This window comes from Qipengyuania pacifica, assembly GCF_019857205.1.
GTDB lineage: Bacteria > Pseudomonadota > Alphaproteobacteria > Sphingomonadales > Sphingomonadaceae > Qipengyuania > Qipengyuania pacifica.
The window spans coordinates 311206-325396 of record NZ_JAHWXO010000001.1; the positions used below are offsets into that span (position 1 = coordinate 311206).

11 protein-coding genes and 2 pseudogenes are annotated in these 14191 nt (G+C 56.5%); 12 read left to right on the forward strand and 1 reads right to left on the reverse strand.

What is annotated here, in order from left to right:
• The 10 genes from KYK83_RS01680 to KYK83_RS01725 all read left to right on the forward strand — a co-directional run bounded on the left by KYK83_RS01680 (nucleotide 1) and on the right by KYK83_RS01725 (nucleotide 8481).
• Complete coding sequence (locus tag KYK83_RS01680; protein WP_222826961.1) at nucleotides 1–924, forward strand: catechol 2,3-dioxygenase; 924 nt, start codon at nucleotides 1–3, stop codon at nucleotides 922–924.
• A gap of 2 nt (nucleotides 925–926) precedes the next feature.
• Nucleotides 927–1358, forward strand: coding sequence for a GlcG/HbpS family heme-binding protein (locus KYK83_RS01685; protein ID WP_160682568.1), 432 nt, complete (start codon nucleotides 927–929; stop codon nucleotides 1356–1358).
• Between the two features lie 39 nt (nucleotides 1359–1397).
• Nucleotides 1398–2882 (forward strand): 2-hydroxymuconic semialdehyde dehydrogenase, encoded by a 1485-nt coding sequence (locus KYK83_RS01690; RefSeq protein ID WP_160682570.1) that lies wholly within the window; start codon nucleotides 1398–1400, stop codon nucleotides 2880–2882.
• Nucleotides 2883–2886: 4 nt separating this feature from the next.
• Nucleotides 2887–3699 carry a fumarylacetoacetate hydrolase family protein gene (locus KYK83_RS01695; RefSeq protein ID WP_098106023.1) on the forward strand — a complete coding sequence of 271 codons (813 nt, stop codon included), beginning with the start codon at nucleotides 2887–2889 and terminating at the stop codon, nucleotides 3697–3699.
• 23 nt (nucleotides 3700–3722) lie between these two features.
• The gene (locus KYK83_RS01700) at nucleotides 3723–4661 is read left to right on the forward strand and encodes an acetaldehyde dehydrogenase (acetylating) (RefSeq protein ID WP_222826962.1); all 939 of its coding nucleotides are present in this window, start codon (nucleotides 3723–3725) and stop codon (nucleotides 4659–4661) included.
• Nucleotides 4658–5689, forward strand: a complete 1032-nt coding sequence (gene dmpG, locus KYK83_RS01705; protein ID WP_098106024.1) for a 4-hydroxy-2-oxovalerate aldolase — start codon at nucleotides 4658–4660, stop codon at nucleotides 5687–5689. Before KYK83_RS01700 ends, dmpG begins: the two co-directional genes overlap by 4 nt.
• Before the next feature lies 1 nt (nucleotide 5690).
• Complete coding sequence (locus KYK83_RS01710) at nucleotides 5691–6461, forward strand: 2-keto-4-pentenoate hydratase (protein WP_098106025.1); 771 nt, start codon at nucleotides 5691–5693, stop codon at nucleotides 6459–6461.
• Nucleotide 6462: 1 nt separating this feature from the next.
• On the forward strand, nucleotides 6463–6669 hold the full coding sequence (thmT, locus tag KYK83_RS01715; RefSeq protein WP_098106026.1) for a 2-hydroxymuconate tautomerase: 207 nt from the start codon (nucleotides 6463–6465) through the stop codon (nucleotides 6667–6669).
• A complete protein-coding gene (locus KYK83_RS01720; protein WP_098106027.1) occupies nucleotides 6666–6953 on the forward strand; it encodes a 2Fe-2S iron-sulfur cluster binding domain-containing protein in 288 nt (95 codons plus the stop codon). Before thmT ends, KYK83_RS01720 begins: the two co-directional genes overlap by 4 nt.
• 295 nt (nucleotides 6954–7248) lie before the next feature.
• Nucleotides 7249–8481 carry an NAD(P)/FAD-dependent oxidoreductase gene (locus tag KYK83_RS01725; protein WP_202389927.1) on the forward strand — a complete coding sequence of 411 codons (1233 nt, stop codon included), beginning with the start codon at nucleotides 7249–7251 and terminating at the stop codon, nucleotides 8479–8481.
• Nucleotides 8482–8865: 384 nt separating this feature from the next.
• Here KYK83_RS01725 and KYK83_RS01730 read toward each other — a convergent pair.
• Nucleotides 8866–9865, reverse strand: a pseudogene (locus tag KYK83_RS01730) (IS110 family RNA-guided transposase).
• A 72-nt stretch (nucleotides 9866–9937) separates the two neighbouring features.
• Here KYK83_RS01730 and KYK83_RS01735 point away from each other — a divergent pair.
• Together KYK83_RS01735 and KYK83_RS01740 are read left to right on the forward strand one after the other, a co-directional pair.
• Nucleotides 9938–11291 (forward strand): annotated as a pseudogene (locus tag KYK83_RS01735) (IS3 family transposase); the annotation flags it as partial.
• A 508-nt stretch (nucleotides 11292–11799) separates the two neighbouring features.
• Entirely contained in the window at nucleotides 11800–14181 is a 2382-nt protein-coding gene (locus tag KYK83_RS01740) for a TonB-dependent receptor (RefSeq protein WP_222826963.1), read from the forward strand.
• The last annotated feature ends 10 nt before the right edge of the window (nucleotides 14182–14191 follow it).

A 14191-nucleotide genomic window follows, 5' to 3' on the forward strand; every position in this document is an offset into this window, starting at 1 on the left:
ATGGCAGTTACCGGAGTTATTCGTCCCGGATACGTACAGTTGAGGGTTCTGGATCTCGAGGAGGCGATTGAGCATTATCGCGATCGTATCGGCCTTAATCTCGTCTCACGCGAGGGCGACCGTGCGTTCTTCCAGGCTTTTGATGAATTCGACAGGCACAGCATCATCCTGCGCGAAGCCGACCATCCGGGCATGGACGTGATGGGTTTCAAGGTCGCTAAGGATACAGATCTCGATCATTTTGCCGAGCGTTTGCTCGATATGGGCGTTCATGTGGATGTGCTTCCGGAAGGTAAAGATCCTGGTGTTGGCCGCAAGATCCGGTTCAAACTTCCAACGCAACATGTTTTCGAACTCTATTCCGAGATGGAACTGTCGCAGACCGGCCCAGCAATCAGCGACCCGGATGTCTGGGTGGTTGAACCGCGAGGCATGCGTGTGACCCGGTTCGATCACTGCGCACTCAACGGGGTAGATATCGCTGCTTCAGCCAAGATCCTGGTCGATGCTCTCGATTTCTCGATCACTGAGGAACTGGTCGATGAGGCGAGCGGGGGACGCATGGCAATCTTCCTCAGCTGTAGCAACAAGGCGCACGATGTCGCGTTCCTCGGCGCTCCGGAAGACGGCAAGATACATCATACGTCTTTTAACCTGGAATCGTGGCACGATGTGGGCCACGCTGCGGACATCATCAGCCGCTACGATATTTCGCTAGATATCGGCCCGACGCGCCACGGCATCACCCGCGGTCAGACAATTTACTTCTTCGACCCGTCAGGCAATCGCAACGAAACCTTCAGTGGCGGGTACTTCTATTATCCCGACAACCCTCGACGCACGTGGAAGGCCGAAAATGCCGGTAAAGCGGTCTTTTACTACGAAAAGGCACTCAATGATCGCTTCATGACGGTCAATACCTGATCATGGAGGGTGTTATTTCGATCCAGACGGTCAGTCATGAACTGGCACTCACGGCCGTAGCAGCGGCTGTTTCCAGGGGGGCAGACATGGACTGTCCGGTGGCTGCAGCCGTCGTCGGTGCGGGAGGAGATCTGCTCGCTTTTCTGCGTGCCAACGGTTCGCCTGCACCCTCAAACAAGATCGCCCAGGACAAGGCCTGCACCGCAGCCAGCTTTCGGGTTCCTACGCCGGACTTTTACGTGATGGTCTCGGGCAATCCAGCGCTGCGAGACGGGATTGGAAGGCAGCCCGGGATTGCTATGTTTGCCGGTGGATTGCCGATCGAAATCAACGGAGAGTGTGTCGGCGCAATCGGGGTCTCGGGCGGATCAGAAGAACAGGATGTAGAATGCGCCAATGCTGGCCTCGCCGCGATTGACGCCCGACAGTTTTAACAATCAGTCCGAATTGCAATTCTAGGATATTCCGTAGCAATGACATCCTATGCTTCCCCTGCAGTGACAGACACTGTTCTCAACTTTATCGACGGTACCTATCGCGAGGGAAGCGAGGGCAAGTCGTTCCCCAATTTTAATCCAGCCACTGGGGAGCAGATAGGTCTCGTTCAGGAGGCAAGCGCCGACGATGTCGCGGACGCGGTTGCCGCTGCGAGGAATGCGCTCAATGGGCGCTGGGGCAGCATGACTACTTCTGAGCGTGTCAAGCTGATCACCGCCGTGGCGGCAGAGATTGAGCGCCGATCCGACGATTTTCTGGCGGCGGAAGTGGCCGATACTGGCAAACCTCGCGCTGTCGCCGCCCATATCGACATACCTCGCGGCGCAGCGAATTTCAGGATGTTCGCCGATGTAATTTCGACCATGCCCGGCGAGAGCTTCATCACAGACACGCCCGATGGAGGGCAGGCCAACAATTACACGGTTCGCAAGCCAAAAGGGGTAATTGCGGTAATCTGCCCCTGGAACTTCCCGCTATTGCTGATGACTTGGAAGGTCGGCCCGGCACTGGCTTGTGGTAATACCGTAGTCGTCAAACCTTCGGAAGAAACACCCCGGACGGCCGCTTTGCTTGGTGAGGTGATGAACGCAGTCGGAATGCCAGATGGCGTCTATAATGTCGTTCATGGCTTCGGGCCTGGCTCGGCGGGTGAGTTTCTTACGTCAAATAGCGACGTCGACGCGATCACTTTCACCGGAGAGACCGGCACCGGCGAAGCTATTATGCAAAAGGCAGCAGTCGGCGTGCGGGACGTATCGTTCGAACTGGGAGGAAAAAACCCAGGGATTGTTTTCGCGGACGCTGATTTGAATAAGGCCGTAGAAGGGCTGTCGCGCGCGATTTTCATGAATACAGGACAAGTGTGTCTGGGGACGGAGCGTGTCTATGTTGAACGTCCTGTCTACGAGGAGTTCGTCGCGCGAATGAAGGAGGCCGCGGAAGGATTCAAGCCAGGTGCGATCGACGATCCCGCTTACCTTGGTCCGCTGATAAGCGCTGAGCACCGCGATAAAGTTCTGGGTTACTATCGCCGCGCCGTTGAAGAAGGCGCGACCGTGGTGACCGGCGGTGGCACTCCTGAGCTTTCCGGGCCAGAATGGGCAGGCTTTTTTGTTCAGCCCACCGTTTGGACCGGACTTTCACACGACAGCACAGTGATGCGCGAGGAGATCTTTGGTCCTTGCTGCGGGGTAATTCCCTTCGACGAGGAGGACGAAGTCATCGCGCTGGCGAATGATTCGCCCTACGGCCTATGTGCCTCAATCTGGACTGAGAACATGTCTCGCGGACACCGCGTCGCGGCAGCGATGGATGTCGGTGTCTCCTGGGTGAATTCCTGGTTCTTGCGGGATCTTCGCACGGCCTTTGGTGGCTCTGGCCATTCGGGAATTGGTCGCGAGGGTGGGGTGCACAGCCTCGAATTCTATACCGAACTTAACAACATTTGCGTGAAGCTGTAAGATCATGACTACCAACACGACTATTGACCCAGCCATCATTGATCGGGCCGCTTGTGCTTTGCGCGAGGCGGCTAAGAGCGGCAAGGAAATCGACCCTGTCAGGGATATGATCAGCGCAGGCGGTTTGGACGCGGCCTATGCTGTGCAAGAGAGCAATACCAGACATTATTTGGCCAAGGGGCGGCGTCTGGTTGGGCGCAAGATCGGCCTGACGTCGCTGGCTGTCCAGAATCAGCTCGGGGTAGACCAGCCCGATTACGGCATGCTGTTCGCAGATATGGACGTGGCAGAAGGCATGCCTGTTTCACTCGATCGGGTTATCCAGCCCAAGGTCGAGGCAGAAATCGCAATAGTCGTTGGCCGCGATCTTCCGCACCCTGACCTGACGACTGCTGAGCTGATCCGGGCAATCGAATACGTCGTGCCTGCGATCGAAATCGTCGATAGCCGGATTGCGAACTGGGACATCAAGATTTGGGATACGATTGCCGACAATGCTTCAAGCGGCCTGTTCGTCCTGGGCGCGGTACCGCGCAAGCTCGAAGGGATCGACCTGCGCAGCTGCGGCATGGTTATGGAATCAAAAGGCGAACCGATTTCGGTGGGTGCCGGAATTGCGTGCCTGCATAGCCCGATTACCGCTTCCTTGTGGCTGGCCCAAGTGATGGCCAAGGCCGGGCGCCCTTTGATGGAAGGTGACATCATTCTGTCAGGAGCGCTTGGGCCGATGGCCGGGGTTTCGCCAGGCGATATCGTAGAAGCGCGGATCAACGGCCTTGGAATAGTCCGGGCAGTATTTGCTGCAGACGCAAACTAAAACATGAAGTGGAGACTGGTCACATGACCAAAATGAAATGCGCGATTATCGGGTCTGGAAATATCGGAACTGATCTTATGATCAAGCTGCTCAAGGGTTCAGACACACTGGAATTGTCTGCGGTGGTAGGCATCGATGCGGCATCTGAAGGTCTGGCTATGGCACAAGAGCGAGGCGTTAAGACCACGCATGAGGGGATCGAGGGCCTGATGCGTATGCCGGAATATGCGGAAATCGGCATCGCCTTCGATGCTACTTCAGCCTATGCGCACAAGGCGCACGATGAAGCTTTCGCTCGCGAAGGAAAGCTAATGGTTGATCTTACGCCGGCGGCAATTGGACCAGCCACCATCCCTCCGGTCAACCCGGCAATCGACCCTTCAGTGCGAAACATCAACATGGTGACCTGCGGCGGCCAAGCAACGATCCCGATCGTGGCGGCGGTATCCCAGGTCGCGACGGTGCACTATGCCGAAATTGTGGCGTCGGTTTCTTCGCGTTCTGCTGGGCCGGGAACTCGCGCAAATATTGACGAATTCACTCGCACAACCGCCAGAGCGATCGAAACGGTAGGTGGCGCGGGCAAAGGCAGAGCGGTGATCATACTCAATCCCGCCGAACCGCCGATGATTATGCGCGATACCATATTCACGCTGTCCGAGATGGTCGATGAGGGCAAGGTCCGCGATTCTGTTCATGCGATGATTGCCAGGGTTCAGTCATATGTGCCGGGGTACCGACTCAAACAGGACGTCCAGTCTGAACGTTTCGGCTCGAACCGACCGCTCAAGATTCCGGGCTACGGTGAATTCGAAGGTCTCAAGACCAGCGTGTTTCTCGAAGTCGAGGGAGCAGGGGACTACCTCCCTAACTATTCGGGCAACCTCGACATCATGACAGCGGCTGCAAAGGCCGCGGGAGAAAGTCTGGCCAAAACACACATGGAAAAGAGTGCAGCATGACGTTCAACCCCGAATCCGACCGCCTTTACATTCAAGATGTGACCTTGCGCGACGGGATGCACGCCATCCTTCACATGTATGGAACGGACAGCGTTCGGACGATTGCCAAAGCGCTGGATGATGCGGGAGTCGATGCGATCGAGGTATCGCACGGCGATGGCCTGAACGGATCGACCTTCAATTATGGCTTCGGTGCACATACCGACTGGGACTGGATAGAGGCGGCAGCCGAGGTTATCCAAAACGCTGTCCTGACAACGCTTCTTGTTCCTGGTATCGGCACGGTCGAGGAACTCAAACAGGCCTATTCGATGGGGGTTCGCTCGGTGCGTGTTGCGACGCATTGTACCGAGGCTGACGTTTCCAAACAGCACATTGGTATTGCCCGCGATTTGGGCATGGATGTCTCTGGCTTCCTGATGATGAGCCATATGATCGATGCAGAGGCATTGGCCCAACAAGCGCAACTGATGGAAAGTTATGGCGCGCAATGTGTCTATGTCACGGATAGTGGTGGCGCGCTTGATATGGATGGCGTTTCGGAGCGGCTTCAGGCTTATGAGCGGGTACTCAAGCCCGAAACCGAACGCGGTATTCACGCGCATCATAACCTGTCGCTCGGCGTGGCGAATTCGATCGTCGCGGCTCAGGCGGGGGCGGTGCGGATCGATGCGAGTCTTGCCGGAATGGGGGCGGGAGCAGGGAATGCGCCACTCGAAGTTTTCATCGCGGCCGCGAACCGCAAGGGTTGGAAGCATGGATGCGATGTAATGGCATTGATGGACGCTGCGGACGACCTGATCCGACCCCTGCAGGATCGACCGGTTCGAGTTGATCGGGAAACGCTTAGCCTTGGCTATGCTGGTGTCTATTCCAGTTTTCTGCGCCACGCGGAGAAGGCCTCAGAGCAATATGGAATCGATACTCGTGAGATCCTCGTCGAACTTGGCAACCGTCGCATGGTTGGTGGCCAGGAGGATATGATCACCGATGTTGCGCTTGATTTGATCAAGGCGAAGGCTAGCTGAAATGGATAGGCTCTTACGCTACGCCGAAACGCTCGACACAGCTGCACGAGAGGCGAAGGCGACTGCACAGGTAAAGCCTCAAGACCACGCTTTCACCGTAGCCGAAGCATATCAGGTCCAGAAATTATCTGTAGATCGCCGTTTGTCGCGCGGAGAGAAACGCATTGGCGTAAAAATGGGGCTGACCAGTCGGGCCAAGATGCAGCAAGTCGGGGTTGAAGAGGTCGCCTGGGGGCGCTTGACCGATGCCATGCTTGTAGAGGAAGGCTCAGCACTGTCGCGCAAGCGCTTTGTCCATCCCCGCGTCGAACCGGAGATTGCCTTTCTGATGAAGGCACCTCTGGCCGGTGATGTGACGCCAGCAGCAGCAATGGCAGCGGTTGAAGCGATTGCTCCGGCAATGGAGATTATCGACAGCCGGTACGAGAACTTCAAATTTACGTTGGAGGATGTGATCGCCGATAATACCTCTTCGTCGGGCCTGGTCATCGGCTCATGGGGCGATCCTCGAATCGATTTTTCGAACCTCGGCGTCATTCTCGAGATTGATGGCAAAGTGGTCGAAGTGGGTTCAAGCGCAGCGATCCTGGGGAATCCAGTACGTTCGTTAGTCGCGGCGGCGCGGCTGGTCGCTGAAGCAGGCGAACGAATTGAAGCCGGCGATCTGGTGATGGCCGGAGGAATTACCGCTGCGCCTAACCTGGCACCAGGCCAGACTGTGCGAAGCACAGTGCAAAATCTTGGCGCGGTCATGTTCCAAGTGGAAGCGTGATATGCCGATAATTGAAGTCAATCTGCTCGAAGGACGTCCGCCTGAAGCCAAGGAACGCTTGATAAAGGCCCTGACCGAAGCGGCCATCCAGTCGCTCGGCGCTCCGCGCGAATCAGTTCGCATCATTCTGCGGGAGATGCCGCCCGCGCATTTCGCAGTCGGTGGGCAGAGCGTGGCGGCCAAAGCGGCCGAAAATATGAAGAAATGAGCGCTAAGCTTTATCAAATAGAGATCGTCGGCGGCAGCCAGTTCGCGTGCTCCGAAGAGGAACGCGTACTGTTCGCAATGGAACGCAGAGGGTTATCCGATATCGGCGTGGGTTGCCGCGGAGGAGGATGTGGGTTCTGTCGCGTTCGGGTGGTCGAAGGCGAATACAAGACGGGCAAGATGAGTGTCTCGAAAATATCTCCCGAGGACCAGGCCAAAGGTTTTGTGCTAGCTTGCAGGCTCTATCCGTTGGAAGACCTGAAGCTCGAAGTCGAGCAGAATTGAAAACGTGTTGTTTCGGATGTGTATTCGGAGAGCGTCGGCAACTGATGGATCAACCGATGCTGCAAGACTGCGGATAAATGCTCACTGACCGGGCTTTACGAAATCAGTTCGGATACGGGATCGCAGGCGGCAAGTGGATCCGGAGATGTTTTTCAGGAAACATGCTTGGATCCTCATTAGCCTTTTTCAGCTCTTGCACAGCGCTCATAAATACTGATGGCGACCGAGCAAAGTGGTCGTCGCACAAACACTTAAGAGGCAAGAGCAATCAATTTGCTCCAAGGAAGGATAGAAAATGGGTATCCGCTCGATTGCTGTCATCGGAGCAAATCTCGCCGGAGGCCGTGCCGTGGAGGCGTTACGGCAGTCTGGGTTCGATGGCCAGATCGTATTGATTGGTGAAGAACCGTGGAGGCCCTACGAAAGGCCGCCATTATCAAAGGAGATGCTTTGGGATCCTTCGAACACAGCAGACAATTTTTTTCTGCAAGATGACTCATGGTACGCTGACAACAAGATTGATCTGCATCTGGGAATGCGCGCCGAAGCGCTTGACCTGGCTTCCGGCGAGGTCAGCTTGTCGGATGGCAGGCTGATCCCGGCTGATCGGATCTTGCTGGCCACAGGTGGTTCAGCTCGCAAGCTGAACATCCGGGGAGCTGATGCTGCAAATGTACATTATCTCCGCACGCGCGATGACGCAGTCCGCATGGCGGCTGATTTGGTGGACGGAGCGCGAATAGTGGTCGTCGGAATGGGTGTAATCGGGGCGGAGGTGGCGGCGAGCGCAACAAAGCTCGGTTGCAAGGTGACTGCCATCGAGCCCTTGGCGGGACCGATGATTCGATCCCTTGGGCCGCAATTCAGCCAATGGTTGGGCGAGGAACATCGCAATCGCGGTGTCGACACCCGATTCGGCCGAGGTGTGAGTGGAATGAGGGTGGTTGACGGCCGGGTGAGTGAGGTCGAGCTAGACGATGGATCGCTTGTGGCTTGCGATGCTGTGGTGGTCGGCGTGGGCATCGCTCCGGAAGTTGGCTTGGCAAAAGGGGCGGGGATTGCAACCGATAATGGTATCGTCGTTAACCGTGAGTGCCGTACCAGTCACCCGAACGTCTTCGCGGCGGGTGATGTGGCTCAGCAAGAAAGTTTCTTTGGCGGCCGAATTCGTCACGAAACCTACCAGAACGCGGCAGAACAGGCGGATGCGGCCGCCTTGGCGATGCTTGGTCACGAAAGTGATTATTGCCGCCCCGCATGGTTCTGGAGCGACCAGTTCGATCTCAACATCCAGTTTTGCGGTCACATTCCGGTCGATGCGGAAGTAACCGTGCGAGGTCAAATCGAAAGCAACGCCTTCGCCGCTTTCTTCCGCTTCGATGACGTCATCGTAGGAGCGTTGACGGTCAACCGTCCGGCCGAGATGAGCATCGGTAAACGCCTGGTCGAACGCCGACACCACGCCTCGGCAGATCAACTTGGTGATCCAGATTTTTCTCTTCGCGAGCTGCTCAAACCGGCTCGATGAACGCAAATGGCTGTGCCCGGCCAGAGAAGGTGCCCTAGATCTGTCCCCCGTCAGCACCCATGGCACAGGTTTGAGGTTGTGATTTAAGGGGGGTTTGGGTCTCGTCGTAGTGACGAAGGAACGAATCTATGGACGCCTCCCGCGCAAGGTGGATTTTTGATCGTGCTGCGGCATTGGATGCGTGAATCTATCCGGCCTATCGATCGAAGCAAACTTGCTTCTGGCCATGATGCGAATCCGCGCGGTTCAGTGCCTTCTAAGATGAGCGGCCTCGAAGGCCATCGTTCCTCACAGGCTGTGAAGCGGCGGTCCGTGCCGTTACACCATCAAGTCTTCACCTCGCATTTAAAGCCATTCGTGATCCCGCTCAGCGCTGAGCCATGGTCACGCGACCTTGTAGCTCTCTCCGCTGCGCAATATCGCCCATGCCATGCGAGCCGTCTTATTCGCCATGGCGACGAGCGTCTTGTTGTGCCCAGCTCGGGTTAGCAGGTCCTGCGCCCATTTTGATCGCGGGTCTTCGTGCTTGCTGATCCTTAGCAATGCTGATCGAGCCCCGTGAATAAGTTGCCGTCTGAGATAATGGTTGGCCCTGCTTCCGATGCCGCCCAGCCTTGGTTTGTCGCCGGTCGTGTAATGTCGCGGTACCAGACCTATCCAGGCAGAGAGGGCTCCGGCTTGATTTGAAGTGTCGGCCATCGTCAATCGCGGCCACCAAGGAGGTCGCGACGATCGGTCCTACGCCAGGTAGCGTGGTCAGACGTTTGCAACGTTCGTCGGTGCGGCAGATCTTGACCAGCATGTCATCAAGAGCCGACACTCTGGCATCAAGGTCGCGATACTCCTCAACGAGTTGTCGAAACAGGGGCTCGGCCAAGTCCGAGAGTTCGGCGGTCTCAATGATTCTCTCGATCTGCAAGCGGAACCGGGACGCACCAGCGGGCATGACTATGCCATACTCAGCCAAAAGCCCACGCGTGTGGTTGATCAAAGCGGTCCGCTGGACGACCAGCCTGTCGCGCGTTCGATGCAGTGACTGAAGATCCTGCTGCTCGACACTCTTCAGTGGCACGAACCGCATGGTTGGTCTGGCAGCTGCTTCGAAAATGGCTTCGGCATCGACTGCGTCGTTCTTCGATCCCTTCACGAACGGCTTTGCAAAACGCGGATGGATGAGACGCACACCGTGCCCCAAAGACTCGAAGGTGCGACCCCAATGGTGCGAGCTAGCGCAAGCTTCCATCGCGACCAATTGTGGTCGTAATCTGGTCACCGCGTCGACAAGCTTGGCCCGTCCAACCTTGCGCGAAACCACTTCGCCATCGTCAGTTAGCCCATAGATGTGGAAGGACTGCTTGCCCAAATCGATCGCCAGCATGTGCATGTGACGAACTCCTCTGCCCAATTGTTGCTGCAATCTTCTTGGCCCGATTGCGGGAGGCGTCCATCCCATAAGATGAGACCCAAACCCTCCAATACAAAATCGCGCGCCAAGGCTCCTGCGGAAGCGGTGGTGAAGGACATCCGCCGTGCCACTCGGCGCCATTTCTCGGCCGAGGACAAGATCCGGATCGTGCTGGATGGGCTGCGCGGTGAAGACAGCATCGCCGAGTTGTGCCGCGAGGAAGGCATTGCCGAGAGCCTATATTACATCTGGTCGAAGAAGTTCATGGAAGCTGGCAAGCGCCGCCTGGCTGGCGACACTTCCCGTGCGGCGACGACAGACGAGATGAAGGATTTGCGCCGTGAGTCCCGCGATCTGAAGGAATGCGTCGCCGACCTGACGCTCGAGAACCGTCTGCTCAAAAAAAGCATGCTGGCGGATGGGGGAGGCCAAGAATGAGGTATCCCGCAACCGAAAAGCTCGAGATCACCAAGCTGGTCGAGCAATCGCACCTGCCAGCAAAGCGCACGCTGGATCAGCTCGGCATCCCGCGGCGGACCTGCTACCGCTGGAATGACCGATAACGGACAAGCGGGCCGGAAGGGCTTGCCGATCGGCCATCGGCGCCGAGCCGGGTGTGTAACCGTATCCCGTCCGGGATCCAGGGCCAGATCGTCGAACTGACGCTGGAGCAGTCGGAGCTGAGCCCCCGCGAACTGGCGGTGCGCTTCACCGACGAGCAGCGCTACTTCGTGTCGGAGGCCACGGTTTACCGGCTATTGAAGGCCCACGACCTGATAACCAGCCCGGCCTATGTGGTGATCAAGGCGGCCGATCGCTTCCAGACCACCCGGCCCAATGAGATGTGGCAGACCGACTTCGACTACTTCAAGATCATCGGCTGGGGCTGGATGTATCTGTCGACGGTGCTCGACGATTACTCGCGCTACATCATCGCCTGGCGACTGTGCAGCACGATGCGGGCCGAGGACGTCACCGACACGCTGGATATGGCTCTGGCCGCCTCGGCTGCGATAACGCGCATGTTCAGTACAGGCCGAGGCTGCTCTCGGACAATAGTCCGAGCTACATCGCGTGCGAACTGGCAGAATACATCGAAGCGCAAGCCATGAGCCACGTGCGCGGCGCTCCGTTCCATCCCCAGACTCAGGGCAAGATCGAGCGCTGGCACCAGACCCTGAAAAACCGCGTGCTGCTGGAGAACTACTTCCTACCTGGCGATCTGGAGGCGCAGATCGAGGCCTTCGTTGAGCATTACAATCACCAGCGCTACCATGAGAGCCTGAGCAACGTGACGCCCGCAGACGCGTACTTCGGCAGAGCTCCAGCCATCATCCAACAACGAGAAAGGATCAAACGCAAGACCATCGCACATCGGCGCTTGCAGCACCGCAAGCTTGCCGCCCAACATCAACCCCAAGATAAGGCCGACGCTTCGCTAATTTACGCCGCGAGTGGTGCCAAATGTTCTGACGACTGACACCCAAGACCGGGATATGGTGGCGCGGACCAGCTAAAAGGTAGGAACCTTCGGCTCTCACGGATTACTCAATATCCAGGCCGTCAATACAGGCCATTGCTCCGATGAAGATGTTCGATCGAGCTAAGAGGTGAGCGAAATGACGGTCTTGCTTGATCGTGAATGGCCTCGTCCGCAATCGAATCACACCCCTCCCCAAAGAAATATGGATCGAATTCAAGGCGGTCTGATTGCATCATGACCAACGTCTTGCTGCCAAGAAACTCCACCTGCGATCCACCCTAGGACCTCGGTGCGACATCTCATGATGCATCGCGTGTATGCGACGAACGGGAATCTTGACATATCGCGAAGCCCGGCTAATTAAGCGCTTGCTTAGCAGAAATGCGCCTGATTGTTTTGGTCAGTCACACGGAGCACCGGGAGGGAAAATATGATAAAGAAACAGCCTGCGAAAAAGGTAATTGGACGCTACTGGTTGCTGGCGGCCTGCGCGCCACTCGCAATGTTTCCGGCAACTGTCTTTGCCCAAGATGATGGGACAACCGAGACGGACGCCCTGGAGGCCGAGGATTCGACAGGTCTCGGTGTAATCGTCGTGACTGCCCAGAAAAGGGAGGAGTCGCTCCAGAGCATCCCAGTGGCCATATCCGCTGTCGCGGGCGAAGCGCTGGAAGCCGGGAGCATTACCAGCGTGACCGATCTCGCTCAGATAACACCCGGTCTAGCATTCAACACTTTCCAGCCTGGCCAGCCGGAGATTTCAATCCGTGGAATCGGAACGAAGGAAGATGGTGCAGGCGCATCGGATTCCACTCTGGTGATGGTTGATGGTGTTTATTTCGCTGCACGTAGCGCATCGAATGTCGATATATTCGATCTGGAGCGGGTAGAGATTCTACGTGGTCCGCAGGGTACTCTCTTCGGCAAGAATTCGATTGGCGGCGTTATCAATTACGTCACGCGCAAGCCTGATAGCACTTTCCGGGCGCGCCTGCGGCAGACCATCGGCAATTACGGCCAGTTTGACACTGCCGGACTTATCAATGTTCCGCTGGCGGATAATCTATTCACCAAATTTTCCTTCAGTCGCCGAACGTTCGATGGATATGACGATTGGATCATTCCCGAACAGGTGGTGGAGCAGTCAAGGGTGCCGGGGACGGTTGAGAGAATAGGTGGGAACAACCAGTTTTCTTGGCGCTGGCAGACCCGCTGGGAGTCGTCTGATACACTGGATGTCCTGCTATCGCTGGACGGCGTGGACGAAGAGCTTGGCAACATCAACCGACAGCCGGTCGGTTCTGCAGGACCGCTCCATGACTGTGGGTGCGCGTCAGATCCTGTTGCCGTGGATATTGCGCTGGGAGGAGCGGACTCCGTTCGCACATATCTCGGTGAGGATGACAATGGCGGGAGCCGCGAGGCTTTCGGTGCGATGATTGAGGTCAACAAGCAGCTTTCCATCGGCACCTTGACCTTCAATGGAGCCTACCGGGAATCCGATTATTTCTTCGAGCACGACGATACTGGTCTGCCTCCTTCTCCGGTCGTAGACCTCACCGGCTCCAATGGAAATCCGAACGATCTCCTGCTTGGCGATCCTTCGATTGGATTCACATTCGACAATACGGATATCATTTGGGAAGATTCCCAACAGTTTACCGGTGAACTGCGCCTTGCGTCGAACGACGGGCCCTTCAACTGGGTAGTCGGTGTCTTTGCTACGTCCGAAGAAATAAACCGTGCAGAAGGAATTCTGTTTACAGCGCTTGCGGATGCATCGCTTGAACCGAATTATGCAATTGCAAACATGCTTTTCGATGGTTGGGCAGTCGCGGGCTTTGCGCAGGGTAGTTACGAGATTACGCCTCGTTTAACTCTAACGGCCGGGGGGCGGTTCTCCTACGAAGAAAAGGAGATTGTAGCGTTTAATGACATGCCGCGATCCCCCTCACTACAACTTGTCCTCTCCCAGTTCGATCCGGCGAGTGGCAGCGACAATTGGGAGAACTTCTCTTGGAAGCTTGCTGTCGATTACGACATTGCAGACGACGTGATGCTGTATGGTACGGTGTCGACCGGTTTCAAGAGCGGTGGATATACTGGCTCCGCCACTACTGCCGCCGGGGCGACTACGCCGTTTGAACCTGAAGAGGCCACAAATTACGAGGTCGGTCTGAAGGGTGATTTCTTCGATAGCCACCTGCGTGTTAATCTGTCTGGCTTCTATGTGGATTACAAGGACCTTCAGGTTACGCGCTTCTTTCAGCCTCCCACATCGGGTGCGGGCGAATTTATCACCGAGAACGCTGCCAACGCTGAGATCCTTGGTCTGGAGGCGGAATTCACAGCCTTGCTAACCGATAACTTGGAGATCGGCGGGTTCTATTCTTATCTCGACGCTACGTTCGAGGACTTCTTTGGAACCCCTGATATCTCCGGAGGGGGTGATTTTTCTGGCAACGTCCTGCGTCAGGCCCCTGAGCATAGCGCAGGCGGGCACATACAGTATGAATTCGATCTCGGTGGTGAGCGCGGGTATCTGGTTGCCAATGCAAACGCACGATACCAGAGTCTCTCATATACGAATGTCGACAATAATCCGCTGGACGTGATCCCCGAGCACACCGTGGCAGACGCCTGGCTTGCTTGGCATTCCAACGATGACCGGTGGATGGTCCAGGCTTGGGTCAAAAATATCACGGACGAGGTCTATCGCACCCATGTCTTCACGCAACGTGGTAATCGGATAGCCTTCGGCACTTTCGCGCCGCCACGGACTTATGGTTTGACGGTTCAATTCGACTACTAAGTTGAGAATC

What these genes read in the sequence shown, in the direction of transcription:
- KYK83_RS01680 (WP_222826961.1), top strand. Translation starts at nt 1, where the DNA reads ATGGCAGTTACCGGAGTTATTCGTCCCGGATACGTACAGTTGAGGGTT.
- KYK83_RS01685 (WP_160682568.1), top strand. Translation starts at nt 927, where the DNA reads ATGGAGGGTGTTATTTCGATCCAGACGGTCAGTCATGAACTGGCACTC.
- KYK83_RS01690 (WP_160682570.1), top strand. Translation starts at nt 1,398, where the DNA reads ATGACATCCTATGCTTCCCCTGCAGTGACAGACACTGTTCTCAACTTT.
- KYK83_RS01695 (WP_098106023.1), top strand. Translation starts at nt 2,887, where the DNA reads ATGACTACCAACACGACTATTGACCCAGCCATCATTGATCGGGCCGCT.
- KYK83_RS01700 (WP_222826962.1), top strand. Translation starts at nt 3,723, where the DNA reads ATGACCAAAATGAAATGCGCGATTATCGGGTCTGGAAATATCGGAACT.
- dmpG (WP_098106024.1), top strand. Translation starts at nt 4,658, where the DNA reads ATGACGTTCAACCCCGAATCCGACCGCCTTTACATTCAAGATGTGACC.
- KYK83_RS01710 (WP_098106025.1), top strand. Translation starts at nt 5,691, where the DNA reads ATGGATAGGCTCTTACGCTACGCCGAAACGCTCGACACAGCTGCACGA.
- thmT (WP_098106026.1), top strand. Translation starts at nt 6,463, where the DNA reads ATGCCGATAATTGAAGTCAATCTGCTCGAAGGACGTCCGCCTGAAGCC.
- KYK83_RS01720 (WP_098106027.1), top strand. Translation starts at nt 6,666, where the DNA reads ATGAGCGCTAAGCTTTATCAAATAGAGATCGTCGGCGGCAGCCAGTTC.
- KYK83_RS01725 (WP_202389927.1), top strand. Translation starts at nt 7,249, where the DNA reads ATGGGTATCCGCTCGATTGCTGTCATCGGAGCAAATCTCGCCGGAGGC.
- KYK83_RS01740 (WP_222826963.1), top strand. Translation starts at nt 11,800, where the DNA reads ATGATAAAGAAACAGCCTGCGAAAAAGGTAATTGGACGCTACTGGTTG.